Raw genomic sequence first — 24,253 nt, 5'->3', positions numbered from 1 at the left:
GTATGAGCGACGACACTACTGCACTCATTTACGGCGCGTACGGCTACACCGGCAAGCTGGTCGCCCGGACTGCGGTCGAGGCGGGTCTCGAACCGATTCTGGCCGGCCGCCGCGAGCAGCCACTCCGGAACCTCGCGGCGGAGTTGGGGCTGGAGTATCGCGCTTTCAGCCTCGACGACCCGGTCGCGCCACACCTGACTGACGTGGACGTGGTGGCCCACTGTGCCGGCCCGTTCGTCGACACGTATCGGCCGATGGTCGATGCCTGCCTGGCGACCGAGACGCACTATCTCGACATCACCGGCGAGATTCCCGTCCTGGAGGCCATCAAAGCGTACGACGACCTGGCGGCCGACGCCGGTGTCATGTTCCTGCCCGGCGCGGGCTTCGACGTCGTTCCCTCGGACTGCCTGGCGGCACACCTCCACGAGCGGCTGCCCGACGCGACGGAGCTAACGCTTGCCTTCGACGTTGGCGGGATGGAGGCCTCAGCGGGGACGATGAAGACGATGGTCGAAGGACTCGGTGAGGGGTCGGCAGTCCGTGAGAATGGCCGAATCACCTCGGTTCCCTTCGGAGAGCATACTCGGACGATAGACACTGGAGAAGGGCCACAGACGATGGCTGCGTTCCCGTGGGGCGACGTGTCGACAGCCCACCACAGTACGGGGATTCCGAACATCGGCGTGTACGTGCCCGTCTCCGAGCGCGGCCAGCAGGTCATGCGTGCGATGGATCTGCTCGGTCCCGTTCTCAGTGCAAAGCCGGTCAAGCGAGTCCTGCAGTGGGGCATCGAACGGACCGTCGACGGACCGGACGACAACGAGCGCGAGAGCGGGTCAACGTCGTTTTACGGCGAGGCGACGACTGGCGAGGAGACTGTTCGCTCGCGCGTCCGGACACCCGAAAGCTACCAATTCACCGCAGAATCCGTCGTGGAGATACTCGACCGCGTCCTCGCTGGCGACGCCGTCCCCGGATACCAGACGCCGTCCTCGGCGTACGGTTCGGAGTTCGTCCTCGCCATCGACGGCTGTTCGTTCGAGGACCTCGACTGAACGCGGATTAGGTACTGTTTCGCTCGATTGCTCGCTGGGTCCGTTCGTCGACCCGGACGAGATGACAGAGCGGGTTCCCCGGATAGACGAGCGGGTTCTGTGCCACGCCGATGAGCAGCCCGGTGAAAGGGGCCTCGACGACAGTGCTAGTCGAGCCGAAGGGGTCCCCGATGGTCGCAATCGCCTCGCCCTCGTAGACGAGTGTGCCCCGCTCGGAATGCATGTCGACGAGTCCACCGGCATCGGCGCGAATCCACGTCTTCTCGGCGTTGCCCTCGACGACGGTTCGCCAGCCCGGCCACGCGACCGTCTCGGTTTCGAGGAGGCCGAACTCGGCGAAGACGCTCCGGACTCCGTCGAGGGCTGGCTCGATGAACTCCCGTTCCAGACGGTGGGCTTCGCCCATCTCGACTGTGATAGTGGGGACGCCGGCGTCGGTGGCAGCCCGGCGGAGCGTTCCGGACGAGCCCTGTTTTGCGATGATGGTGTGGGAGGCGAAGGCGTTCGCGACGCGGGCGGCAGTGTCGTCGGTCATGTCCGCGCGGACGTGGAGCATGTTCGAGCGCCCGCGTGTCGACGTATGGAAGTCCAGCCCGAAGTCACAGGGTGCGATAAAGTTCGCGAAGATGCTGTGTGCCATCCGCTTTGCGCTGGTGCTGTCGGCCTTGCCCGGAAACGAGCGGTTCAGGTCGCGGTCGTAGACCGGCAGGTACCGTTGCTGGGCGATGAACCCGGGGACGTTCAGGACGGGGAGACAGACGAGCGTCCCACGGAGGTCCGTGAGGTCCCACTCGTCAGAGACCTCGCGGACGACTTCGACACCGTTGAGTTCGTCGCCGTGAGCGGCCGCGGAAAGGAAGACGGTCGGTCCGGGCCGGTCGCCGTTGACGATGGTGACCGGCATCCGAACCGGGTCGCCGAGATACGTTTCTGTGACGGTGTACCGGAGCTGCTGGGTCTCGCCAGGGTCGACCCTGCCACCCTGGTATGTGAACGCCTCGGCTGTCGACATACCACCGGCTGGGTGGCCGGTGTACATACATCTGGCGGCACTGGCGGCGACCCTGACCGCGCCAACCACAGCGGTTATTCGCGGACGGCCCGACTCCACTGATATGAGCGCTGACACAGACTCCATCACCGTCGGTCTTCTCGGCCTTCACAGCAGCAAGGAGAGCAAAGCTATCCTCAACGCCGCCGAGGCGCTGGGGCACGACACGGAGTGGCTCCGCCGCGAGAACACCGCGGTCAACATCCAGAACGGCGACCTGGCGCTCGAACCCGACGTCGACGTCGTCGCCAACCGACTGCTCCTGTCGACGAGTACCCACCCCGCCGAGGAGTTGGGCCTGGCACGACTGTTCGACCACGTCCGGCCGATGCTCAACCGCCCGGCGGCGGTCACCACGGCGATGCACAAGTTCGCCACCGCGGCCGCGCTCACCGAGGCCGACATCCCGGTCCCGGACGCCCTGCTCGCGCTCTCGGGTGACCGACTCAACGACGCCCGCAAACAGTTCGGCGAGCAGGCAGTGTACAAGACGGCCATCGGTACCCACGGCGGCGGCGCGTGGAAGGTCGACCTCGACGACCCCGTCAACCCCCGCGTCGGCGACCGACAGGCCTTCCTCCAGCGGTTCGTCGACAGCCCCGGCGACGCCCGTGACGCCCGCGTCTACATCGTCGACGGCGAAATCATCGGTGCGATGTACCGCCACGCACCCGAAGGCGAGTGGCGGACGAACGTCTCACTTGGCAGCGACGTCCACGACGCCACCGACGACCTGCCGGAGACGGCAAAAGAGATGGCAATCGGTGCTGCAGAGGCCATCGGCCTCGATTACGCCGGGGTCGACCTAATCGAGAACGACGATGGCTGGGTCGTCCTCGAAGCGAACCCGACCGCTGGCTTTCGCGGCCTCTACAAAGCAACCGGGACGAGTCCGGCGCCGTACATCGCCAAACTCGCTATCGAGCGAGCGGGCGGGACTGTCGACGACGAGCGGGTCAAAGAACTCGCGGGGACACTCGATGACTCCACGCCCGCGTGCATGCCCCAGAAAAAGCGGACGACACCGTCGAAACCCGGCGTCATCGGCTTCATCGAGGACGTCGTCGTCAGCGGTACGCGTGGCTCCCAGAACGTCCTCGCCAAATCCGACACCGGCGCGACGCGGACGAGCATCGACTCCCAGCTGGCTGCCGAAATCGGGACCGGCCCCATCAAGGACATCGTCCACGTCCGCTCGGGGAGTGTCAAATCCGGGAAGGCACGACCGGTCGTCGACGTCGTCGTCGGCGTCGGTGGCACCCAGCACACCGTCAGCGCGAGCGTCGAAGACCGCGGCCACATGGACTACCAGCTCCTACTTGGGCGAGACATCCTCGAACACTACCACGTCGACGTGACCAGAAGCACACAGCAGGATAACGTCAACCGAGAAGAGTAGACACACGGTACTTCTCGCCGGTGCGGGAAATGGCGAGTCGATTGATGGGCTGTGTTTGCATCGGAAATTCAGCGGATTATCCCTCGGATTGAATGTGCCTACTGCTCAGTGGCTTTTCTGTTGGTGTGCGGTCGTTTTTGTGAGGGGATACAAGATACAACGCGCGAATCGGCCATCGAGTCGTTGCCGGTACCAGTCCTGTCGTGCCGGGATCTAACCAGACGATTCTGGGACATCGCGCCGCTCAATGGGGGAAGCTAGACTCACCAAAGGCCTCGGAAACCAACCGAGACACCACCTTTTATTGACGATATTGAGATAGGTGTCCGTATGTCGGATGTATCACACCGAACGCCAGTTGGGCGTATTCTCAGCGAGCGCTTCGGGTCGGTCTTTCAGCGACTGCCGCTCTCCCCCGATCCGCTCATCGCATACGCGCTTCTCGTCGTCTTCTGTGAAGTTGGCGTCTTACAAACATTGCGTGTCTTAGAGGGATATCAACCGTTTTTCCTCACTAGCCCGTTGTGGCTCCTTCGTCCCCTAATCTTGGTCGGGGCCGCAATCGTGACGCGGCAATTGCACCGAAGCTACGGATTAGCGGTCAAAGAGATGGCTCTCTCAGAGCGAGTTGACGATGCAACCCGGTTTGATCGACTCGTTCCGCCGAAACTCGCGTGGGGATTCATACTCATCGGCGTCACGTTCACGCTCGGTAATGCGCTCTTGGTGGTTGGGCTCCCTACGTTGCTGTCGTGGCCGATTGCGGCACGGCTTAACTGGTTAGTCATTGTTCCCTTTGGGTATGTTCCGATTTTTGCGATGTTTCTCTCGACGTACCTCTCGATTGAGGTGATCGTCCCCCATCGAATCGACTCATCCGATCAGTTAGGCTTGTATTATCACGATCCGGAAAATCTCGGCGGGATGCGACCGGTTGGCGAGCTTATGAAACACGCTTACTACTACCTCCTCGTGGGACTCGTTCTCTATGCAATCGCTCTTTACGGTCCGTATATTCTCCAAGGGGTTTTCGCATGGGAAGGCGGTTCAGTCGTCGAACCTGGGCTGATGACGAACGTCTTGTTTACTGCCGTTTGGGCACTCTCAGTTGGGGTGATGATGTACGGATCCATCGGATACACCGATTTATGCATCGTGAAAAGCGTGAGCGGCTCCGGAAACTCGATGAGATTGCCCGTGACCACATCGATCACCCATGGAGTGTCGAAGAATTCGCTATTCCCGAGGAGTCACGGGACACATACGACGACATCAGATCTCGGATGGAACTTGTCTCAGCGACGAAGGAGTATCCAGCGACGTTCACGATGTGGGTTCAGTTCGGTGTTGGTGTTCTCATACCGAAAGCTGTTCAGGTACTTCTCTCTGCAATCTGAGCGGCTTTCGAGAATTCTACTGATTACTTGCCTGACCTAACGCGCGAGTCTTGCACGGAATTCTTCCTCGCTTCCAGAGAAGTGAATCGTTCGATACAGAGCATATACCTACCCCGATTCAGTTAGAAGAGTGGTTGTGGTTCGCTACAAGAACCGTACCAACCTGGAAGGATACCTATCCCTTGGACTGCCTGACTGACAGCCCCAAGACCGCTCCACCGAGAATCATCAACGGACCGAGTATCATCAGCAGTATTGACCCGATTGCGAGGCCAAGTCCCCCTAGCCCGCCTGGACCAAGGATGGTCAGTCTGTAGACGGTGTCATTTTGATGATATAGTAGAGTCCGTAGCCGAGGCGTGGGTTTGGCTGGTCGCCGGGGTAGACAGCAAATTCCGGGGGGACCGACCGAGTCAGCTCCACACTGCCGTGTGAATCGAGTGTCTTGGTGACGACTTTCTGTCCATCCGCAGAGAGCGACTCAAATGCGAAGGCTGTGCCTGCATAGACTGTGAGGCGGAAGGTATTGTTGTCACCTCCATCGTGTGTCCCAACCTTGGTCTTGTCACCTCGATCGCGTGGCCCAATCACGGTCTGGTCACCTTGATCGCGTGGCACAACAACATAATACTGGTCCGTATACCGAACGAGCGAGCGCTCAGCAAATTCCGGTGGAATCTGATTGACTGAGATAGTCACGTCACTAACACGGTCCTCGGTGTCGGAACCGCCATGCGTAACTGGTCCAATGCCGGAGGGTTCCGTTCGTTCCGTAGTCGCGGTCGAATGTGAATCAGCACTGGTCGCTTGTGTGTCTGTGAGGTTCTCGTGGGCACGCTGGACGAACTGTTGGCTCCCTGTGGAAAGCGATTCGTACTGGTAGACAGATAGATCGGTCCGCGTACTCTCGTAATCGTTTGGACCAAGACCACTAGCACCGAAAAACTGCACGACACCGACACCGCTGAGACCTACCCCAATCACAATCAAGGTAACTGAAAGAACACGATATGCGAACCGATCAGACATATTCTAGATGCCCCTGGTTCATATCAAGTGCTTTGTGGTGAATCTTCATCTCGAATCAATCAATTTGCAGACTTAGTGAGCGGTTGGTTCAGCAGTTTCAGCGTGAAACAAATACAGCCTTCGTGCTGACTGCACGCTCTATATCGGTCACGGTAGTTCTGACAGTAATCAGGTAGTTTGTCTAGTGAGTATTGAATAGAGCGCGCGAGTCTTGTACGAAGATCGATCTGGTTGTATTCTATCAAAAAACCGTACTACCAAATACGGTTATGAATAAGTGGCTTCAATTGAATATTCGTTTATGCCACTATGAAGAATCACTCCCCAGAGCGGTACCGTGAGACATTGATTGTAGAAAAAATTGCCACATTGCTTGGATTTGGATATCTTGCAAAAAAAGTACCAGGTCGTGACCCATATCCGCCGTACTTGTTCTATGGATTTTCTATTCTATTCGAACTTGGAGTAATACAGGTCGCGAGGTATCTATCCGGCAGGAAACCCGCCATACTTGTTGACCCGTTCTGGATTGCAATTCCGCTGGGGGTTATATTGGCGATTATTAGCGTTCGGTATATGGCAGACAGATACGCCGAGGCAATAGCTCAACTCCGGGTTCATGATCGAATTGATGAAAAGGAGGCTGAACAATTTAAGTGCCTGCTCCCAATGAAAGTAAAACTTAGTTTGTACGCTGTTACAGTGATATTGTTTTTCTCCAATGACTTATTCAATGTCGGGCTTTCGACTATTATTGAGGTTGAGGGACTTCTCCCTGCACTTTTGGCTCGCCTTTTTGTAATTCCTTTGGGGTATCTGCCTCTAATGATTGAGTTCGTATTGCTGTACTTCAGCATCCACGTCCTGTTACCGCGTCGGATTGCCTCGACAGAAGTTGGCCTGTTTTTTTATGATCCACGAAACATGGGCGGCTTCGCACCCATCGGGCAACTCCTTAAGCGAACGTACTACGTTTATACTGCGGTTTTAATATTGTACTTCCTGTTTACATACGGGTCCACTATTGCCTCAGAAATAATCCAATCCCCACTCCCGGAGCCTGGTCTCGTGGAAGCTGCATTTTTTTCGTTCGCGTGGCTCGTTGGGTTGGCATCAATGACGTACTCAATGTACACCATTCATCGTGTGATGGTTTCGGAAAAACAACAGCATATCCGGGAATTTGAAGAGCAGCTTCTATCTGCCATTGATGATCCATATAACATCAAATCCGCGGAAATCACCGATCCAGATACGCTCGAGGATAGCCGTCAACGTCTTGAACAGGTCCGTGCAACCAAAGAATATCCAACGACATTCACGATGTGGACGCAAATACTCATTAGTGTCTTCCTGCCTCAGGCACTCAATATGGCCGTGCAAATGGGGATCTGAGAGCAAACGAGGGCTCCCTGATGACCCTCTGTACAATGCGTAGAATCTTCACTCTTCGCAGCAGATAGCATTTGTTCCATTTTCTCAAATGAATTATTGATTATCACTGTCCGTCTGATATCGCACGGCTATCTCTCGGGTATCCACGTCCGGGAGTGTGAGTGGAATAACATTCTCTTTTGAATAGAATCTCCCTATCTCATACCGAATTCTGAAAGAATTCAGAGAGGAAGCCGTTCAATTTGATTGATGTGATCTGAACTAGTAGAAAAACCCGACAGTCAATACGCAGTTTCACTGAACAGTTAACTTACTGACGCCAGCGTGGAATCAACGGTAGCCGAGTACTGCATGCATTCTCTGAGCCGGTCACCGCATTTCTGACAGAGTTCGGGAAGGTAATTCAGCGAGTGCTGAATAGAACGTGCGTATCAGTCACGGGAGAGTCACTATTTGACAGAGCATCGAGTTGGCAGATACGGAACAAAACTGTCTGAGTCAATGCTTTTATAATTTTTTGAAATATGTGCTGGTACAAGCATGAGTGGCTCACAATTGGAGGCTTCACCAACACTCCTTGAGCAACTTACACAGGCCAGTCAAGTTGATCGGGTCGCTGAAACTCTACCAATACCTGTCGGTACCCCATCGTATCTGTACGTATCAGTCTTCATTTTGCTTGATGGAGTAATACTGAATACATATACCCATTTGACAGGTGGAACCCACGCGGTTGTACGGAACCCGTTTCACATTGCGCTGTATTTGAGTATCCTACTGGCAACAGTCGGTGCCAAATATATGCACGACGGGCACGTGGATGCTATGTCTGTTCTGGTAGAACGAGGCATCTGCGATACAGAGCAGGCAGATGATTATGCGCTATCACTCCGCACCAAACTGCTGTTCTATGCCGTTGGGCTTGTCGGATTTTTCTCTTATCAGGTGTTTGTGATAGGGATTGATACCGTACTTCAGATCCAGGGTATTGCTGGAGTCGCTTTTACTCTCGTAGTATTACCTGGCTGCTATCTTCCGGTAGCCATCGACTTCGTTAGTGAGTATACTACACTCCATATTCTCATTCCTCGCTGGCTACGTAAACAAGATGTCGGTCTGTTCTTTTTCGATCCACAGGATATGGGCGGATTTCAACCGATTGGTTCCCTGTTGAAAAATTCGTACTACTTCTACACAGGCGGTTTGTTGCTGTATCTGGTGTTTTATTACGGTCTATTTATCACTCCAATTGAAGGAAGTGTCGCTAATCCCCCTGGTGCGGCTGAGGCAACGATGTTCACTGTTCTCTGGCTATTCGGGCTACTCACAATTTCGCATTCGATGTATAAAATACACAAAATAATGAAATCAGAGCGAGAGACACAATTGCGGACGATAGAGCACGAGATTCACGACATAATCGATAACCCACATGACATTAGTAAAGCTGAGATAGCCGATCAGGACCGACTTGACAATCTTGAATATCGTCTTGGACAGATTCAAGCGACCAGCGAGTATCCAACTACATTTACGATGTGGACTCAAATTGGAATTAGCGTGTTACTTCCGCAGATATTACAATTATCATTACAAGCTACTGTTTAATAGTAATATTTGCATTATTCTAGCTGATTCAGAAATAAAGTGGCGTGCTGTGCTGACTACAAGCTCTGTATCGGTCACGCCAATGTTGACAAAAAGTGGATGAATTGATAATTCCCGTGCAAGATACAGACGAAGAGTAGAACACTCAGTCAGGAGAAAGCACTTACCAATTGCAACGGTTCCCTGAGATAATGCATCGGCGGCAGTTTCTCTCGTTCACGATTGCCACCCCGCTGTTTGCCGGGTGTACAGGTCTGTCATCGTCTGAAGACTCCCCTGATGGAACGGCCGAAAACACCCTCCTCGGGAATCGAAGTCCGCCATCTCGGGAAGATCTAGATACCGCGGTCCGACCACCAGCAGAGGAACCGCCGGATGCAACAGATGAGACGGTCCCACCCATCCAATATCCGACCAAGCCCACAACCTACGATGAGGCATCTATCACGCAATTCGTCGATTCTCATGAGCGGGCCTATCAGCGCAATGAGCCGCTTGAACGATTGGGTGGAGATCTCACCGACCACACATTCTGGTGGGACTGGACAGTTAGCCTCGGGACCAGCGAAAACGCTGGTGTCGGGCGCGGCCAGTACAAGTACACATATACCCAACAAAGAGACGGGACCGGCCACAAGTAGTCAGTGACGGCCCTCGGGTTGTGGTCACGTACTATGTGGATGAGTCGATGATAGTTCGTGCTCAAAACGAGGGGGAAGCCAGCCGCCGAGATGAACTGGCACCTGACCCATGGGAGTCTGGAGTAATCCTCGAACCAGCGGACTGATATACGATTGAGCGCTGCTGCACGTTCTCGTTGAAGATCACACTGCCTCGCACTCTGATTGAATGGGATAATCCAAATAAAAGAGGTTGTTACCGCTTGATACGCACGCTTACTGAGCAGGGCGGTCATTGAGCACGAAACGAAGTCTCTCCAGCAGTACCGACTTTTCGCCGAAGTCGTCCTGCTGTTCGCCATTACCAACGTAGAATTGCTTTGGGAGCCGCTCTAGCTATGACTTAGAAGCTATTCAGCAGAGCAGTCTCGTTGCCCTTCCGATCAAACCGCTGCGAGAGGTAGATGTCATCGGGCGCGTTCCCGTTCGTGACGCCCCACTTGCTGAGATAGCTGTGCAGTTGCGGACGGTCGCGGTCGCTGTCGACAACCTCGATCCGGTAGAGCTGGTAGAGCATCCCGTTCTCGAATCGGGAATCGACGCGGGTCAGCGACCAGTCCGGCGGAAGGACGACACCGGAAAGCGCCAGGAAGTGCGATTCGTAGTCGGTACCCTCACACGAATCGGCAAGAAAGCCGTCTTCGTCCGCGACAGCGTCCCACCGGACGTGTTCCGCCTCGGATGCGGAGTCGATCACTCGCGTGTACACCTGGTCGTCCTCCACGGTGAGAGTTATCTCCTCGTCGTCAAGTATCGACTCGTCGGTCCGCAGGCGGCCAGAAGCCAGTTGCTCGTAGTCGGTCCCACCCAGACAGCCGCTGCTCGCGCCGACGACACCAGTTCCAACAAGCGCGAGGAAACTACGACGCGTTCTGCTCATCATGCCACCCTCAGCGATGGGAAGGGGAAACTCCTCTGGTATCGCTTAGCTGTGCTAAGATATGTACCGGCCCCTGAGCCACAGTGAGACGATAGCGGTCTCGAGACACTAGTATCAGTCACTGACAAGCCGACTCAAATTGCGACCACCTCGGAAAACACCGCCATGAGGGCGCATACTCATCACTGACCGGTCAGCGAGAAGCGAGGATACAGTTGGACGAGACAACCCACTCACCATCCGTCTCTGGATACCGCACTTCGTTCACCCCCTGTTCGCGTTCGTTTCACTCACCGCCCACTTCCGGAGACCCCGCGCTGCTCGGTCTCCCTATCCTCCGCGAGTACTGTTTCCACGTAGTACGACTGAATCGACTCGTGGTCGCCAAGGTCGAGGTCGCTCACGGTCTGGTCGACGACGACACGCCCCCGGTGGACGATGGTCACGCGGTCGACGTACTGCTCGAAGTTGTCGATGTGGTGTGTCGAGACCAGCACCGTGTTTCCCTCGTCGGCATAGCCATCGAGAAATGCCAGCAGTCGGGCCTTCGACACGTCGTCAAGCGCGCCCAGCGGTTCATCGAGCAAGAGATATTCGGGCCGGTCGAGCATCGCGAGCGCGAGGTCGAGTTTCCGCGCAAAGCCACCCGAAAGTTCCGAGGCGGTCCGCCCCATCGCGCGGCGCAAGCGGAGTTCCTCGACCAGCGTCTCGCGCCAGTCGGCTTCGATGCCGCCGAGCATCCGTGCGAACACGTCGATGTTCTCGGCGACGGTGAGGTCCGGATAGAAGTTCGGCCGCTGGAAGCCACAGCCAACCCGCTGGCTGGGCACCGAAAGCGTCCCACCGGAGGGGCGAGTCAGCCCGAGCATCAGCCGAAACAGCGTCGACTTGCCCGACCCGTTCGGGCCGAGCAGGCAGTGAAACTGTCCGTCACCGATTGTCAGCGAAATGCCGTCGACGGCCGTCACGTCGCCGTACACCTTCCGGAGGTTGTCGAGTTCGATTGCCATCAGGCGCTCACCCGGTAGTAGACGGCCGACAGTTTGAGTACGACCAGCGTCGCGAGCGTGAACCCACCCAGCAGGGCAAGCCAGTCGGCGAAAAGCGACAGGTCGAGCCCCTTCAACATCGCACTCCGGGCGACAATCATCGTGTGGTGGGTCGGCAACAGTCGGACCAGCGTCTTGCGCAATGTCGAGAAGTAGCCAACGGGATAGCCAAGCCCAGAAAAGCCGATGAGACCCAGCAGGAGGACGACGTTGACAAAGCGCCCCATCGTGGAGAATCGAAACAGGACCATGACGGCCATACTGAGCGCCGAGAGAAAGACGAACGTAAGCGCGAGCGCGAGCACGCTCCCCGGCGCGAGCACGTCGATGGAGTACTCCAGGTAGTTCGACGCCGCCTGGAAGACAACGAGCGGAATCGCGAGAGCAGCAGTGAAGTAGACGAGTTTCGCACCGAGGACCGCCTCCAGTGATGCCTCTGCCCGGAGTCGGTCGATGACGGCACTCTCGCGGGCGAGATTGTACGGGACGTAGGTGAACGCGACGAGGATGACAAACAGCATCACCAGAATCGAGAGCAGATACTCGGAGAGAGAGCTCTCGGGGGCGACCACCTCGCGCTGGACGGACACGTCCGCGGGGAGCGACCGGTCCAGTTGGAAGGCCGCGATGTTCCGAATTGCCTTCGAAGGTTCTTTGAACGGGACGACGCTCCCGTCGACGATAAATCGGAACGTGGCGTTGTCCTCGGTCTCGTCGGTTATGTTGGGCGGGACCGTCACGATGGCGTACACCGACTCTTTGCGGAGCATGTCCCGAGCCCGTTGCTCGCTCTCGACGACCGTCGGGTCCGAAAACTGGACGAGCGCCCCCTCGATGATTCGCATGTCGTTGTCCGTAACCTCCTCGTCCTGGGGGACGACAGCCACCGGCGCGTCCCGCGGGATGACCGTCTCGAAGGCGACGCTCGTGTAGGCGAAAAACGACGGCAAGAGGACGAGCAAGAAGACCAGCGCGATGACGTTGTGTTTGCTCCAGTGGACTTCCTTGCGCAAAAGCGACAGCAGCGACATCGGTCAGGTCACCGTCCTGTGGTAGCACGTCGGTTTCGGCCCGTCGCCTGTATCGGCTGTCGGCTGTGTCTCGACGGCGAACGCGGCGAGGAACCGACGACGTACTGGCATCGAGCTAGTGGTGACCATCACGACAGCGCAAATATCTCTTGTGAATTCTACAAACAGGTGCGGCGAGCGGTGGTGTTCGGGCGGTCGAGTCGGCGACAGAGAGAAATCCTTTTGCATGGGTCGCCAAACTGTCGAGTATGGACTGGCCACACGACCCCGATGGCGAGGAAGGCAGTGAAGGCCGCCGCAAGTACGGTCACGCGGTCCTCGCGAAGAAGGTAGACGAGGGTGAGGACTTCCCCTTCTCCGCAGGGGAGTACGCCGAGCAGTACGGCGACCACCCCGTCCGCATCGACTACGAGACGGTCGTCAGCGTCGACGACATCTTCGAGGACATCGACGACGACACCGAGTTCGCGGACTTCCCCGAGTTCCACAAGCGCGTCGGCAAGGAACTGCGCGCGAAAGACTACTGGCCCTACCGGCTGGAACACGCCTGATACTGCCGGTCGAGTAACTGGCAAGTCGGCTCCGTCCAGGAGCCGGCGTTTTTCGAACCGGCAGTCCCGCCACGCCCAGGGTCACGAGCGGGTCGGGCGTGATATATCCAAAGACAAATAGCTGTAGATGCCAAATCGACCGCTATCGTGACGAACACGCAGGTCACCCACATCCAGATAGACAACTACGGCCCGTGGACAGTGACGCCGGAACCCCGCCGCGAGGTCGACCTGCAGACGCTGCAGTCGCGGCTCTTTGCCGACCTCTCGCAACTGGTCGGTAATCGGGACGGCTACGTCTTTTTCTCCCGCTTTGACAACATGATTGCGGTGACAAACGGCCTCACGGAGGACGACCACGCGCTCATCCAGGAGTCGGTCGGGAACCGCTATCCCGTGACGATGAGCCTCGCAGTCGCGACCGGTCGCTCGCCGGCCGAAGCACTCGGTACGGCCACAGAACAGCTCCAGGCCGCCGGCAGCGCACAGGACCAGCACCGTCGTGAGATTCTCCGGGGTCGGACCATCGACGAGCAGTTCCGCACAGACGAGGACGTCCAGATTGCACACTTCGACGTCAACGACGCCACCGGCAAGTACACCGACCAGCTCAACGAGTTCGATACGTTCATCCACATCGAGCAGGGCTACGCGGAGTTGATGCGACACATGCGCGAGGCCCACGACGCACTCTCCTTTTTCGTCGGCGGGGACAACGTCATCGCCATCTGCCCGGACATGGACGAACCCGCCTATCACGAGGCAATCGACCACGTCAGCGATGCCGTCGGCGTCGAGTTGAAAGTGGGCGTCGGTCGCGGTGAAACCGCATCCGATGCCGGAATGGACGCCAAACACGCCCTCGAAGCCTGCCGGATAGACGGCACTGACGTCGAGATGGGTTTCTGAGATACGGCGGCGAAAACCCGGGGACGGCGCTGACTACGTAACTACGGTACAATCGGCCTTAAACGTACTGGAGATACCTTTTTCCCGGTTGTGAGATAACAACATGCACATGAAAACAGAGGTTTCAGTGCGGGAGGTGATGGACCGGGAGTACGTGGGTGCAACCGAGTCGGACAGTCTCGTCGAAACTGTCGAGTTGCTTCTCCGGGAAGAGGCAGAGACGGCAGTGGTCCTCCGCGGGAGTGAGCCGGTCGGCGTCCTGACAGAGCGTGACGTACTCGCGCTCGTCGTGGAAGGGCCGGACCCAGAGACAGCGACGGTCGGTGACGCGATGACAGAGAGCGTCCCGACGGTCGAACCCGAGACGTCCCTCGACGCTGCGGCTGACCAGATGTCGGCACAGTCCGCCCGTCGCCTCGTCGTCACGAACGGCGGCGAACCGCTCGGTCTCATCACGGAACACGACCTCCTGACGACGCGAACGCACAGTCCGGCGGCCGAACGCGAGCAACCAGAGACAGCAGCGATAAACGCGGGTGCAGGGACGGCGCTCGCAGCGGAAGCCGAGACAGAGGCCGAGGATGCCTTCGACGACCAGGGAATCTGTGAGGTCTGCGGGACGTTTACACGGAATCTCGCCACGTTCAACGGACAGTTACTCTGTGACGACTGCCGGGACATGTGACCCGCGACGGCCGGTCGGAGACCCGCCGAGAGCAAGACCTTTGCATTGGCTGACCGATAGCTCGAACCAGTGTATGGACGACGTCAGTATCGAGCCGGCGCGAAGCGACGAAAGCGGAAAACTGGCGTCGCTGTGGGTCCACCTGGCCGACAGTCAGCGCGAGTACGGGTCACACCTGCGTTCGGACGGGAACAGACAGCAGATACGCGAAACCATCGTTCGCCACGCCGTCAGTAACACGCTGCTTGTCGCACGCGACGACGACGTTATCGGCTTCGTCATGTTCACGATGGAGACCGGCGGCTACCAGCAGGACGGCGCCCGTGGTATCGTCGAGAATATCTTCGTCGAGCCGTCGTACCGCGACCGGGGCGTGGGCGAAAGACTGCTGCAGGCTGCCGAAGCGGAACTGACACAGCGCGGTGCAGAGACGATTGCGCTGGAAGTGATGGCCGAGAATCAGGATGCCCGGCGATTCTACCGACGGCAGGGGTACGAACCCCATAGGGTGGAGCTTGAGAAGTCGGTCGAAAGCGATACGCACTCAAAGGGGGACGAATAAGAGTCGGATGCGCCAGGGGAGCTTGGGTGGTCCAAGCACCCGACTTGTAATCGGGAGTTCGAGGGTTCAAATCCCTCCCCTGGCTTGCGAGGTCGAGCGCTGCGAGACCTCGACAGGCTGAACGGCGAGCGGATGCGAGCCGTGAAGCGGTTTTTCAGCGAACGATAGTGAGCCGTGAGAGGCCAATGTGGGATTTGAACCAGGGAGCGAAAGGTGAGCGATGCGAACAGTCCGTCCTCGCGTAACGCAAGTCAGAGACTTCGCGTTACACCACCACGGCCGGTGTTTCGAGAGTGAATAAGTGCTCGCACCGGACAGTCGGCGCCGGTTTCTCAGCCCTGATTTGGCAGTCGCGGGGCGAGAGTCGACACCAGCGCGTCCATATCGCGCGTCTGGTACCAGGCCGTGCCCGGCCCGGTGAACTCGAAGACGAGTCCTTCACCGCCCAGGAGCGTCGATTTGAGATTCCCGACGCGCTGTATCTCGTAGTCAATCTGGTCGTCCCAGGCAATCAGATGTTCGTTGTCCAGGACATAGGACTCCCCGGCGGCCAGTTCGAGTTTCTCGAGGCCGCCGTAGGCATCGATAAAGGCCGTCCCGGTTCCTTTCAGTGCCAGCGGCGTCAGGCTGGCCTCGCCCAGCATCGACTTGAGTCCGCCAAGTTCCGAGTCGATGTCGACGCCCTCGGTCGCCGCGAGGAACGCCCCGTCGGTGGAATACAGCGTCTCGTCTTGCAACTCGTGGGCCATGACATCACCGGGAGAGGGCGGAGCGAACGTTGCCGTCCCCGATGTCCCTTCTGCGGTGAACTCGTTTGCGAACACCGATTCCCCACCCAGCAGTGACTTGGCCGAACTGAGAAGCCCCTCTCGGCTCGTCCCGGTGTTCATCGAGACGTTCGCGGAGTGGCCGACCATCGCGCCCGGTTCAGCGATGATTGATTCGCCCGGTTCCAGTGTCACAATCAGGTGTGTGTACGACGGCTTGTGTGTAAACTCGTAGTCCATTGGAGGGCCTCGCCGGTATAATCGCCTCAACTGGCAATGAAGCTACCGGTGACAACAATCACTGGACAGCTGGGACGACCCCAGGTCGGTTCGAAGAGTGGCCGTCCAATAATCCTGCTACGACGTGTCAGGAAGGGGCACGAGCGTCTGTCCTTCGAGCGTATACTCGGTGCCAAGCATGCCCGATTCGGTCAGTCCGACCTCGGCATCGACCGCCAGTTCCGACACCGCGTCGTCAGCGCCGAGCAACAGGAACTTGAACAGCACCGTTCCGTCCCCGTACTCGCCCATGTCGTCGACGGCGAGCACCGACGCCGCGTCATCTGGGGCTGCGTACAGGTCGAGAGACGGGTGGGGAGTCCCAAACGGCGTCTCGAGTGCGACTTCTGTGACGCCTCGCCCAGCGGGCGGTGCTCGAAGCGAGAGCAGCAGGTCTGTCACCGTCGTCTTTTCGGGATGTGTAATCGCGATGTCGACGGGAATCTGTTGCCCACCGTGCCCGCTGTATCGCTGTTCAGCGGTCCGAACGGTGAGCTCCGCGACCTGGTTGCCGTCATCGCTCTGAAAGGCGAGCGTCGTTTCACGAGCGGAGACCTGGTCCTCGGTCGGGTTCGAAATCGTCTCCGAGCCGAGGCCAGCACAGCCGGCCATGGCCGCGACGCCGGCGCTGCCGGCAGCCGCGAGAACGTCTCGTCGGTTCACAGGGACACGTTTGTCGTGTGCAATGAAAGTACGGGCGGACGCTCAAATGCACACTTGTGTTTCGCTCTCCGCGGAGTTGGAGACATAGACAACGACCGGATTTCTGGAAGAGGACTGGTACCCAGGAGCGCGTGGCAATATCGGCACAGAAGCGTAGAATTTTATACGCCCATAGTGACCGCTTACGTGCTGGTAGGTAGCCTCTGCTATCAGGCCAGCTGATACCATACGCTCGCCCGGGCCCACTGACCCGGGCGTGTTCTCGAGGCAGATGTCGTCAGGAGAGAATCGCAGTGTTCAGCTACGGAGTGGTGGGTGGAGCGTCCGTTTTGCGAGTGCGGGATAGCCGAAGGTGTAACCCCAGCGGTCGTATCGACTCGCTGGCCGACACTGCGGAGACGTCCGCCGAACGTACGGTTAGGACTGCTCGCCTGCCACGGTCTGTTTCGTCCATTTTGCCTCCACGTCGCGATTGGCGACCACCACCACGTCGCCGTCGTCGAGTTCGAACCGGCTCTTGCGGAGCCCGATTGCCGTGACTGTCCCGGTGGTGCTGGCCGCGCTGACCCGGTCGCCGATGTTGAAATCGGGGTCTTTGAGGAGGTAGATACCGGCGACGGTGTCCTCTATCATATCAGAGAGGGCATAGGAGACGCCGAGTGCGATAAAGCCAGTCGCGGTGCCGAGACTCGCGGCGATTTCGCCCATCCCGACGATGTCGAGAATCACGAGCGCGGTGGCAAACCAGAGAAAGACCGTCACGACGATGACCACGAAATCGACGATGAGTCGCTGGTCGGTGGGGTACGCGCGGGACAGCGACGCACGGAGGAGTCGCCGAACGACTGTAATACCCAGGAAGGCAAGCAGGAAAAACAGCAGTCCGGAGAGCAGTTTCGGCGCCGCACCGAGAATGCCGTCGGCGAACGATTCGAGCGTCGACCGGACTATCGCAGTCGGGGTCGCCATCGACCAGTGCATTACGGGGCTTGTGCTTATTCGTTTGGGAGAGCGTTGATACGCACAGACGGCCTACGAACTGGTATGCACTGGTCGGTCCTCTCTTGGGAACAGTTCCGTGGTATGGCGTTGTACCGGCAGTTTATCGTCGGGATGATGCTCGCCTTCGCCGTCTGGATGGGCGTCGTGACGGCGCTTTTCGCAGCCGGTGGAGAGGTGGCAGCGGTGGGAACGCTCGTCGTCGCGCTCGTCGTCGGCGTCGGGGCACTGACCGTCGTCCCGGCGACGCTCGCAGGCGGCGAGTAATCGAACCCCATTTCTTGCCGGCAGCCAACTCCCGGGTATGGACGCGCTCGTCGCCGAAGACGTCTCTCGGCGGTACGACGAGACGGTCGCACTCGATGGGGTCAGCCTCAGCGTCGACGAAGGTGAGGTGTTCGCACTCGTCGGCCCCAACGGCGCGGGGAAGACGACCCTCGTGCGCGCACTCACTGGGACGACCGACGCCAAGGGGTCCGTCGCGGTGTTCGGCCAGCCACCGGAGACGGTCGACCGGGAACGTATCGGGTTGCTCCCGCAGGACTTTACGCCAGCCGAACGGCTGACTGCCCGCGAACTCGTCGAGTACTACGGCGGCCTCTACGACGACACGCGCGGGACAGACGCCGTCCTCGCCGACGTCGGGATGGACGAGGACGCCGACACCTACTACGAGAACCTCTCGGGGGGCCAGCAACGCCGAACCTGCGTGGCGACGGCGCTGGTCAACGACCCGGACCTCCTGGTGCTGGACGAACCGACGACTGGCATCGACCCCGCTGGCCGCCGCGCCCTCTGGCGGTTGCTCGAAACGCTCGCCGCCGGCGGCACGACAATCTTTCTCACGACCCACTACATGGAGGAGGCCGAGCGACTGGCCGACCGCGTGGGACTACTCGCCGACGGACAACTCGTGGCAGTCGACTCCCCAGGGGCGCTCGTCGAGACCCACGGCGGCGAGAGTCTGCTTCGCATCGAAGGCGACATCGGGGACGGCGTCGCCGAGCAACTGGCGTATCCTGCCGAGGTGACAGCGCGCGGGCTCACAGTCAGAAACGTCCCGCCGGAAGCTATCGGCGGCGTCGTCGAGACGCTCTCGGCCGCCGGCGTCACCTACGAGTCGCTGACGTGGACGGAACCGGACCTCGAAGACGTGTATCTCGAACTGACAGGACAGGCAGTCACGGCAAGCGGTGACTCCCTGGGCGACGGCGAGGACTCGCTGGCGGCTGGCGGGGAGGTATCCCCATGAGCCGGCTCCGGCGCATCGGCGCGGAATTTCGCGCGGCCTGGAGTGCCTTTCTCCGCCGGCGAACGGCCGTCTTCTTTACCTTCTTCTTCCCGGTCATCATCGTCGTCATCTTCGGCGTGCTCATCCAGACCCAGCCCACCGGTGGCGGACTCTTCGCGGAGCCGCCGGGCTGGTATCTGCCCGGCTATCTCGCCGTCGTCGTGCTCTTTACGCCACTCTCTCGGGTGGGCAGCGAAGTCGCACGCCACCGAGACGGCAACCGCTTCGAGAAACTCGCGACGACACCGCTGACCCGCGGGGAGTGGCTGGTCGCACAGACGCTCGTCAACGTCGTGGTCATCGGTGCAGCGGGACTGCTCTTGCTCGGATTGCTGGTCGCGGCGACGACAGCGACAGTTGCCGTCTCGCCGCTCGTCGTCTTGCTCGTTCCCTTCGTCGCACTCGGCGTCGCACTCTTCTGTGGGGTCGGTGCGATACTGGGCAGTTACGCTGACTCACAGGACGGCGTCATCGCAGCGAGCAACGGTATCGCCCTCCCCTTGCTCTTTCTCTCGGAGACGTTCGTCCACCCGAATATGCTGCCGGGATGGCTCCCGACGGAACTGTCACCGCTGACGTACTTTGCCCGCGGTGTGCGTGCGGTCACGTACGACGCGGCCCAGCAGCCGGGTGTGCTCGCCGAGTTCGGCGGCCCGGCGTCGCTGGGCGCCGTCGGATACCTGCTCGTCGTCACCGCACTCGCCGCCATCGCGTTCACGCTGGGTGCGCGGGCGCTCCCCCAGACTGACTGACAGGTCTGGAAACCCTAACGGAGCGATGTGACGGCCACAAGATATAAAAAATACTTTGTACTGTCACTTCGGTGGTAGTTCCTGTATGCCCGCAATCCAGACTGACGACCTGACCAAACGGTTCGGGTCTGGGGAAACGGCCATCACTGCCCTGGATGGTCTCGACCTCACAGTCGACAGAGGCGAAGTGTTTGGCTTTCTCGGCCCCAACGGTGCTGGAAAGTCTACCACGATAAACATCCTCCTGAACTTCCTCGACCCCACCGAGGGGAGCGCAGAGGTACTCGGCTACGACGTCCAATCCGAGTCGATGGCGGTCCGCAAGCGCACCGGCGTCTTGCCCGAGGGATGTGAAGTGTTCGAACGGCTGACCGCCCGCGAGCACATCGAGTGGATGAAAGAGACGAAAGACGCCACCGACGACGCGATGGAGATTCTGGAGACGGTCGGCATCCCCGAGGCCGCCGACCGGAAAGCCGGCGACTTCTCGAAGGGGATGCAACAGCGACTCGCACTCGGCATGGCGCTGGTCGGCGACCCCGAACTGCTCATCCTCGACGAGCCCTCCTCTGGACTGGATCCGACAGGAATGCAGGAGATGCGCGAGATAATCCAGGCCCAGGCCGAGCAGGGGACGACGGTCTTTTTCTCCAGTCACATCCTCAGCGAAGTCGAAGCGGTCTGTGACCGCGTCGCCATCCTCAACGAGGGGACGCTGATGGTCGAAGACTCCATCGAGACGCTGCGCGACGAGGGCGGTATCGCCACCATCGACCTGGAAGTCGCGTCGGTCCCCGACAACCTGGGACTCGACGCGCTCTCCGGCGTCGAGGACGTGCTGGTAAACGAGCGTATCCTCTCGATTACCTGTACGGACCCCGCCGTGAAGGTGGACGTGGTCGAACACGTCAACAGTCGGACCGACGTGGTCGATATTCTCTCGGAGGACACCTCGCTCGAAGAGGTGTTCAGACGCTACACTGGGAGCGACGCGGCCACGAGACGCGACAGTGATGCCAGCGACGAGGCGCCGGAGGTGACGGCATGAGTACCCTCTCAATCGCAAAGCGGGACTTCCTGGACGTGCGGCGTGCGAAACTCGTCTGGGGGCCGGTCGTGCTGTACACGCTGTTCATGCTCCTGTTTTTCTGGGGGCAGAGTACGGCGGAGAATCCGGACTTTTATGCCATCATGTGGTCGCTGCTCGGTCTCGGCGGCGCGCTGGTCATTCCGCTGATTGCACTCGTCGCGGCCTACCTCTCGATTGCCGGCGAGCGAGAATCGGGGAGCATCAAGTTCACCCTGAGCGCGCCGGTCAAACGCTCGTCGGTCATCGCCGGGAAACTCATCTCGCGGACCGCGATCGTCGTCGCCGGCATCCTCGTCGCATTCGTCGTCGGCACGCTCGCCGGGATGGTACTGGTCCCCGATATGACCTTCGAGTGGGGCGATTACCTGACGTTCATCGCGGTGACGCTCCTCTACGCGCTGGCGTATGTCAGCGTGGCCGTCGGCATCTCCGCGGCCACCGGGTCCCGTTCGCGTGCCATCGGTGGCTCGATTGGCTTCTTTTTCCTCTTTAATCTCGTCTGGAACTTCCTCCCCGTCCAGCCTACCGAGATGCTGCGCTTCCTCCTCGAACAACTCGGTCGCGACCCCGACAACTACCAGAACCTCCTCGAATTCGTCTTCTCGATTAGCCCGACCGGCGCCTATCTGAACTCGACGAAACTGTTCATGAGCGACGAGTTCCTCGAGATGGTCGGGACAGCAGGTCGAACCGCCGACCCGTTCTACATCCAGGGGTGGTTCATGCTGGTCATCCTCACCTTCTGGGTGGTCGCGCCGCTGGCTGTCGGCTTCTGGCGGTTCAACAGCGCCCAACTCGGGTAACTACTCCTCGCTTTCGAGCCGGCCTCGGAGATTCGCTACACGACGGCGGACCGACGGCACAGCGACAAAGAGAAGCACGGCCGCGTGGCGGACCTTCCAGTCGTAGACGTGGTTGAGCAAGAAGTACGTGATAATCCCCAGCGCGAGGCTGATGCTCCATGCCGTGACAGCAATCCGACCGTAGCGGGCGTGGCTGGTCTCGCGCAGTTCCGTCGGCGTGTGCGAGAGCCCGAGGATGACGGCATAGAGCACGACGGGAACGGCGACGACCGAGAGGAAGATGTGGATGCCGAGCATCGCGAGGTAGACGAGCGTCGCCAGTTCCGGCGCGACGATCGCCTTCTCGAAGCCTCCGCCGGTCTTCCACAGATAGAAGACCAGAAAGAGGAGGATAAGCGAGAAGGCGGTCAACATCGCTGCGCGGTGTTTGCGCACCTGGTCTGTCTTGATGAAGTACACGCCGACGAGAAGCGAGGTCAGCGCCAGCGTGTTGATGCCGGCGATGATGTGGCTAAAGAGGTTTACTGTCTCCCGGGAGAGGTCCGGAAAGAGTGGGATGAACCCGTAGAGTGCCCCGCCGACCAGGACGTACCCGATAACCGAGAGGACGGCGGTGATGGCACGCGGACGAGCACGGAGACCTGACCGGACACTATCGGCGACTGCCATACCCCGCGTTCGGGTCTGCAGAGAGTAGTTGGTTTGGATTTTCCCCCGCCAGGAGTCATCAGGGACAGTTCGCGCGACAGGCTGGAACCCACTCGATACGGTGCGAGCACGCGATAGATCCAGGGTAGAACTGTGTGACCGTAACAGTGAAGCGAGCAAACGGGATAAGTACGCAGTATGAGCGCAAATCAGGAGCAGCGAACGATTCGATGCCTTGTCGCCAAGGCGGGACTGGACGGGCACGACCGGGGGGCCCACGTCATCTCCCGTGCGTTCCGTGACGCAGGGTTCGAGGTTATCTACTCCGGTCTCCATCGGTCGCCGGACGAAATCGTCCAGGCGACAGTCCAGGAGGACGTCGACGTCCTCGGTATCTCGATTCTCTCCGGCGCACACGATACCCTCGTCCCCCGAATCGTTGAGGGGCTCAAAGAGTACGGCGCGTTCGAGGACACGCTCATTCTCGTCGGCGGTATCATCCCGGACGACGACGAGGACGACCTGAAAGCCGAAGGCGTCGCAGAGGTGTTCGGCCCCGGTGCGTCGATGGACGAGATGGTCGAGTACGTCCGTGAGAACGTCCCCGAACGGCGATGACGACAGAGCTCATCGACGACCTCCTCGCCGGCGAGCACCGCGCGCTGGCACGCGTCATCACGAAAATCGAGAACAGAGCGCCGGGCTATCGCGAACTGGTCTCCCAGCTGCACGAACACACCGGCCACGCAGACGTCGTCGGAATCACCGGCTCACCGGGTGCTGGCAAGTCGACGCTCGTCGACAAGATGGCCGCCGAGTACCGCGACCAGGGACTCACGGTCGGCGTCATCGCCATCGACCCGTCCTCGCCGTTTACCGGCGGCGCGGTGCTGGGCGACCGCATCCGGATGGCCTCGAACACCGGCGATATGGACGTGTTCTTTCGCTCGATGTCCGCCCGTGGCTCGCTGGGCGGGCTCTCGACGGCGACGACGGACGCGGTCAAAGCACTCGACGCCTTCGGCAAGGACAAGATCATCATCGAGACTGTCGGCGCCGGGCAAAACGAGATTGACATCGTGAAGATGGCCGACACCGTCGCCGTCCTCGTGCCGCCGGGGAGCGGCGACGACGTCCAGATGCTCAAGGCGGGTATCCTCGAAATCGCCGACCTCTTCGTCGTCAACAAGGCCGACCTCGAGGGCGCACACCGGACCGTCCAGGAACTCAAAGAGATGATACAGTACCGCGACGGCGGGATGCCCGCCCGCGTGGGCCACCACGGCGCGAGCGCCGGCGGGTTCGACCGGCCCGAAGAAGACACAGCCAACGGGGACGACGAGGACGCGTGGGTTCCACCTATCGTCGAAGCGGTCGCCAAGGACAGCGAGGGCGTACAGGACGTCCTCGATGCGCTGGGCGACCATCGCGAGCATCTGGCGACGAGTGGCGAACTCGAAACACAGGCGCGGATGCGCTACGCCGAGGAGATTCGAACACTGCTCCGCGAGGACACGAGCGCGCTGCTCGAAGCCGAAATCGAACATCGAGGTGGGCTCGACCAGTACGCCGAGCGGGTCCGTGACCGCGAGACGGACCCCTATTCTGTCTCCGACGAACTGCTCGCCCCGCTCGAAGAGTGTCTTGAAGAAAACCGGGAGTGAAGTGCTGGACCAG

At 59.6% G+C, this 24,253-nt stretch carries 26 protein-coding genes and 1 tRNA gene; 18 read left to right on the top strand and 9 right to left on the bottom strand.

The genetic code is table 11. From position 1 onward, the window contains the following. Nucleotides 1–2: 2 nt before the first annotated feature. On the top strand, nucleotides 3–1,058 hold the full coding sequence (locus QYL91_RS08805) for a saccharopine dehydrogenase family protein (protein WP_302080130.1): 1,056 nt from the start codon (nucleotides 3–5) through the stop codon (nucleotides 1,056–1,058). Nucleotides 1,059–1,065: 7 nt separating this feature from the next. Here the strand turns inward: QYL91_RS08805 and QYL91_RS08800 are convergent, their stop codons facing one another. Continuing rightward, a complete protein-coding gene (locus tag QYL91_RS08800; protein ID WP_302080129.1) occupies nucleotides 1,066–2,070 on the bottom strand; it encodes a succinylglutamate desuccinylase/aspartoacylase family protein in 1,005 nt (334 codons plus the stop codon). 103 nt (nucleotides 2,071–2,173) lie between these two features. Between QYL91_RS08800 and QYL91_RS08795 the strand changes: the two genes are divergently transcribed. Both QYL91_RS08795 and QYL91_RS08790 read left to right on the top strand, forming a co-directional pair. Beyond that, a complete protein-coding gene (locus QYL91_RS08795) occupies nucleotides 2,174–3,508 on the top strand; it encodes a RimK family alpha-L-glutamate ligase (RefSeq protein ID WP_302080128.1) in 1,335 nt (444 codons plus the stop codon). A 330-nt stretch (nucleotides 3,509–3,838) separates the two neighbouring features. Next, nucleotides 3,839–4,945 (top strand): hypothetical protein, encoded by a 1,107-nt coding sequence (locus tag QYL91_RS08790; RefSeq protein ID WP_302080127.1) that lies wholly within the window; start codon nucleotides 3,839–3,841, stop codon nucleotides 4,943–4,945. Nucleotides 4,946–5,211: 266 nt separating this feature from the next. Here the strand turns inward: QYL91_RS08790 and QYL91_RS08785 are convergent, their stop codons facing one another. After that, complete coding sequence (locus QYL91_RS08785; RefSeq protein WP_302080126.1) at nucleotides 5,212–5,934, bottom strand: hypothetical protein; 723 nt, start codon at nucleotides 5,932–5,934, stop codon at nucleotides 5,212–5,214. A 309-nt stretch (nucleotides 5,935–6,243) separates the two neighbouring features. Between QYL91_RS08785 and QYL91_RS08780 the strand changes: the two genes are divergently transcribed. The 3 genes from QYL91_RS08780 to QYL91_RS08770 all read left to right on the top strand — a co-directional run bounded on the left by QYL91_RS08780 (nucleotide 6,244) and on the right by QYL91_RS08770 (nucleotide 9,578). Then, complete coding sequence (locus QYL91_RS08780) at nucleotides 6,244–7,329, top strand: hypothetical protein (RefSeq protein ID WP_302080125.1); 1,086 nt, start codon at nucleotides 6,244–6,246, stop codon at nucleotides 7,327–7,329. Nucleotides 7,330–7,869: 540 nt separating this feature from the next. Next, entirely contained in the window at nucleotides 7,870–8,937 is a 1,068-nt protein-coding gene (locus tag QYL91_RS08775) for a hypothetical protein (RefSeq protein WP_302080124.1), read from the top strand. Nucleotides 8,938–9,128: 191 nt separating this feature from the next. After that, on the top strand, nucleotides 9,129–9,578 hold the full coding sequence (locus QYL91_RS08770) for a hypothetical protein (RefSeq protein ID WP_302080123.1): 450 nt from the start codon (nucleotides 9,129–9,131) through the stop codon (nucleotides 9,576–9,578). A 382-nt stretch (nucleotides 9,579–9,960) separates the two neighbouring features. Here QYL91_RS08770 and QYL91_RS08765 read toward each other — a convergent pair whose 3' ends face one another. From QYL91_RS08765 to QYL91_RS08755, 3 genes are all read right to left on the bottom strand, one after another. Then, nucleotides 9,961–10,497 carry a hypothetical protein gene (locus QYL91_RS08765; protein ID WP_302080122.1) on the bottom strand — a complete coding sequence of 179 codons (537 nt, stop codon included), beginning with the start codon at nucleotides 10,495–10,497 and terminating at the stop codon, nucleotides 9,961–9,963. Nucleotides 10,498–10,787: 290 nt separating this feature from the next. Further along, nucleotides 10,788–11,507, bottom strand: coding sequence for an ABC transporter ATP-binding protein (locus QYL91_RS08760; RefSeq protein WP_302080121.1), 720 nt, complete (start codon nucleotides 11,505–11,507; stop codon nucleotides 10,788–10,790). Beyond that, nucleotides 11,507–12,577 carry an ABC transporter permease gene (locus tag QYL91_RS08755; RefSeq protein ID WP_302080120.1) on the bottom strand — a complete coding sequence of 357 codons (1,071 nt, stop codon included), beginning with the start codon at nucleotides 12,575–12,577 and terminating at the stop codon, nucleotides 11,507–11,509. Before QYL91_RS08755 ends, QYL91_RS08760 begins: the two co-directional genes overlap by 1 nt. A 248-nt stretch (nucleotides 12,578–12,825) precedes the next feature. On the opposite strand from QYL91_RS08755, the gene QYL91_RS08750 reads away from it, so the two are divergent. The 5 genes from QYL91_RS08750 (at nucleotide 12,826) to QYL91_RS08730 (ending at nucleotide 15,369) form a co-directional block, all read left to right on the top strand. Continuing rightward, nucleotides 12,826–13,128 carry a DUF5785 family protein gene (locus QYL91_RS08750; RefSeq protein WP_302080119.1) on the top strand — a complete coding sequence of 101 codons (303 nt, stop codon included), beginning with the start codon at nucleotides 12,826–12,828 and terminating at the stop codon, nucleotides 13,126–13,128. Between the two features lie 147 nt (nucleotides 13,129–13,275). Beyond that, nucleotides 13,276–14,037 carry a GTP cyclohydrolase III gene (locus tag QYL91_RS08745; protein ID WP_302080118.1) on the top strand — a complete coding sequence of 254 codons (762 nt, stop codon included), beginning with the start codon at nucleotides 13,276–13,278 and terminating at the stop codon, nucleotides 14,035–14,037. Nucleotides 14,038–14,146: 109 nt separating this feature from the next. Then, on the top strand, nucleotides 14,147–14,722 hold the full coding sequence (locus QYL91_RS08740) for a CBS domain-containing protein (protein ID WP_302080117.1): 576 nt from the start codon (nucleotides 14,147–14,149) through the stop codon (nucleotides 14,720–14,722). A 73-nt stretch (nucleotides 14,723–14,795) separates the two neighbouring features. Further along, complete coding sequence (locus tag QYL91_RS08735; protein ID WP_302080116.1) at nucleotides 14,796–15,284, top strand: GNAT family N-acetyltransferase; 489 nt, start codon at nucleotides 14,796–14,798, stop codon at nucleotides 15,282–15,284. An 11-nt stretch (nucleotides 15,285–15,295) separates the two neighbouring features. Continuing rightward, nucleotides 15,296–15,369 (top strand) — tRNA-Thr (locus QYL91_RS08730). A 247-nt stretch (nucleotides 15,370–15,616) separates the two neighbouring features. On the opposite strand, the gene QYL91_RS08725 is transcribed toward QYL91_RS08730, so the two are convergent. From QYL91_RS08725 to QYL91_RS08715, 3 genes are all read right to left on the bottom strand, one after another. Beyond that, entirely contained in the window at nucleotides 15,617–16,291 is a 675-nt protein-coding gene (locus QYL91_RS08725; RefSeq protein ID WP_302080115.1) for a TIGR00266 family protein, read from the bottom strand. Between the two features lie 117 nt (nucleotides 16,292–16,408). Continuing rightward, entirely contained in the window at nucleotides 16,409–16,993 is a 585-nt protein-coding gene (locus tag QYL91_RS08720; protein WP_302080114.1) for a DUF8121 family protein, read from the bottom strand. 417 nt (nucleotides 16,994–17,410) lie between these two features. Then, the gene (locus QYL91_RS08715) at nucleotides 17,411–17,962 is read right to left on the bottom strand and encodes a mechanosensitive ion channel domain-containing protein (protein WP_302080113.1); all 552 of its coding nucleotides are present in this window, start codon (nucleotides 17,960–17,962) and stop codon (nucleotides 17,411–17,413) included. 75 nt (nucleotides 17,963–18,037) lie between these two features. On the opposite strand from QYL91_RS08715, the gene QYL91_RS08710 reads away from it, so the two are divergent. From QYL91_RS08710 to QYL91_RS08690, 5 genes are all read left to right on the top strand, one after another. Further along, nucleotides 18,038–18,259, top strand: a complete 222-nt coding sequence (locus QYL91_RS08710; RefSeq protein ID WP_302080112.1) for a hypothetical protein — start codon at nucleotides 18,038–18,040, stop codon at nucleotides 18,257–18,259. 37 nt (nucleotides 18,260–18,296) lie between these two features. Continuing rightward, nucleotides 18,297–19,244, top strand: a complete 948-nt coding sequence (locus QYL91_RS08705; protein ID WP_302080111.1) for an ABC transporter ATP-binding protein — start codon at nucleotides 18,297–18,299, stop codon at nucleotides 19,242–19,244. Continuing rightward, nucleotides 19,241–20,035 (top strand): ABC transporter permease, encoded by a 795-nt coding sequence (locus QYL91_RS08700; protein WP_302080110.1) that lies wholly within the window; start codon nucleotides 19,241–19,243, stop codon nucleotides 20,033–20,035. Before QYL91_RS08705 ends, QYL91_RS08700 begins: the two co-directional genes overlap by 4 nt. An 85-nt stretch (nucleotides 20,036–20,120) precedes the next feature. Then, on the top strand, nucleotides 20,121–21,083 hold the full coding sequence (locus QYL91_RS08695; RefSeq protein ID WP_302080109.1) for an ABC transporter ATP-binding protein: 963 nt from the start codon (nucleotides 20,121–20,123) through the stop codon (nucleotides 21,081–21,083). Beyond that, nucleotides 21,080–21,928 (top strand): ABC transporter permease subunit, encoded by an 849-nt coding sequence (locus QYL91_RS08690; protein ID WP_302080108.1) that lies wholly within the window; start codon nucleotides 21,080–21,082, stop codon nucleotides 21,926–21,928. The genes QYL91_RS08695 and QYL91_RS08690 overlap by 4 nt, the downstream gene beginning before the upstream one ends. On the opposite strand, the gene QYL91_RS08685 is transcribed toward QYL91_RS08690, so the two are convergent. After that, nucleotides 21,929–22,597 carry a DUF420 domain-containing protein gene (locus QYL91_RS08685; protein WP_302080107.1) on the bottom strand — a complete coding sequence of 223 codons (669 nt, stop codon included), beginning with the start codon at nucleotides 22,595–22,597 and terminating at the stop codon, nucleotides 21,929–21,931. A gap of 177 nt (nucleotides 22,598–22,774) precedes the next feature. On the opposite strand from QYL91_RS08685, the gene QYL91_RS08680 reads away from it, so the two are divergent. Next, the gene (locus tag QYL91_RS08680) at nucleotides 22,775–23,194 is read left to right on the top strand and encodes a cobalamin B12-binding domain-containing protein (RefSeq protein ID WP_302080106.1); all 420 of its coding nucleotides are present in this window, start codon (nucleotides 22,775–22,777) and stop codon (nucleotides 23,192–23,194) included. Continuing rightward, entirely contained in the window at nucleotides 23,191–24,240 is a 1,050-nt protein-coding gene (gene meaB / locus QYL91_RS08675; RefSeq protein WP_302080105.1) for a methylmalonyl Co-A mutase-associated GTPase MeaB, read from the top strand. Before QYL91_RS08680 ends, meaB begins: the two co-directional genes overlap by 4 nt. Nucleotides 24,241–24,253: the final 13 nt, after the last annotated feature.

Origin of the sequence: Salinibaculum rarum, from assembly GCF_030505615.1 — an archaeon.
GTDB classification, from domain to species: domain Archaea; phylum Halobacteriota; class Halobacteria; order Halobacteriales; family Haloarculaceae; genus Salinibaculum; species Salinibaculum rarum.
Note: the sequence above shows the minus strand (reverse complement) of the source record. Positions and strands in the feature narration are given on the sequence as shown.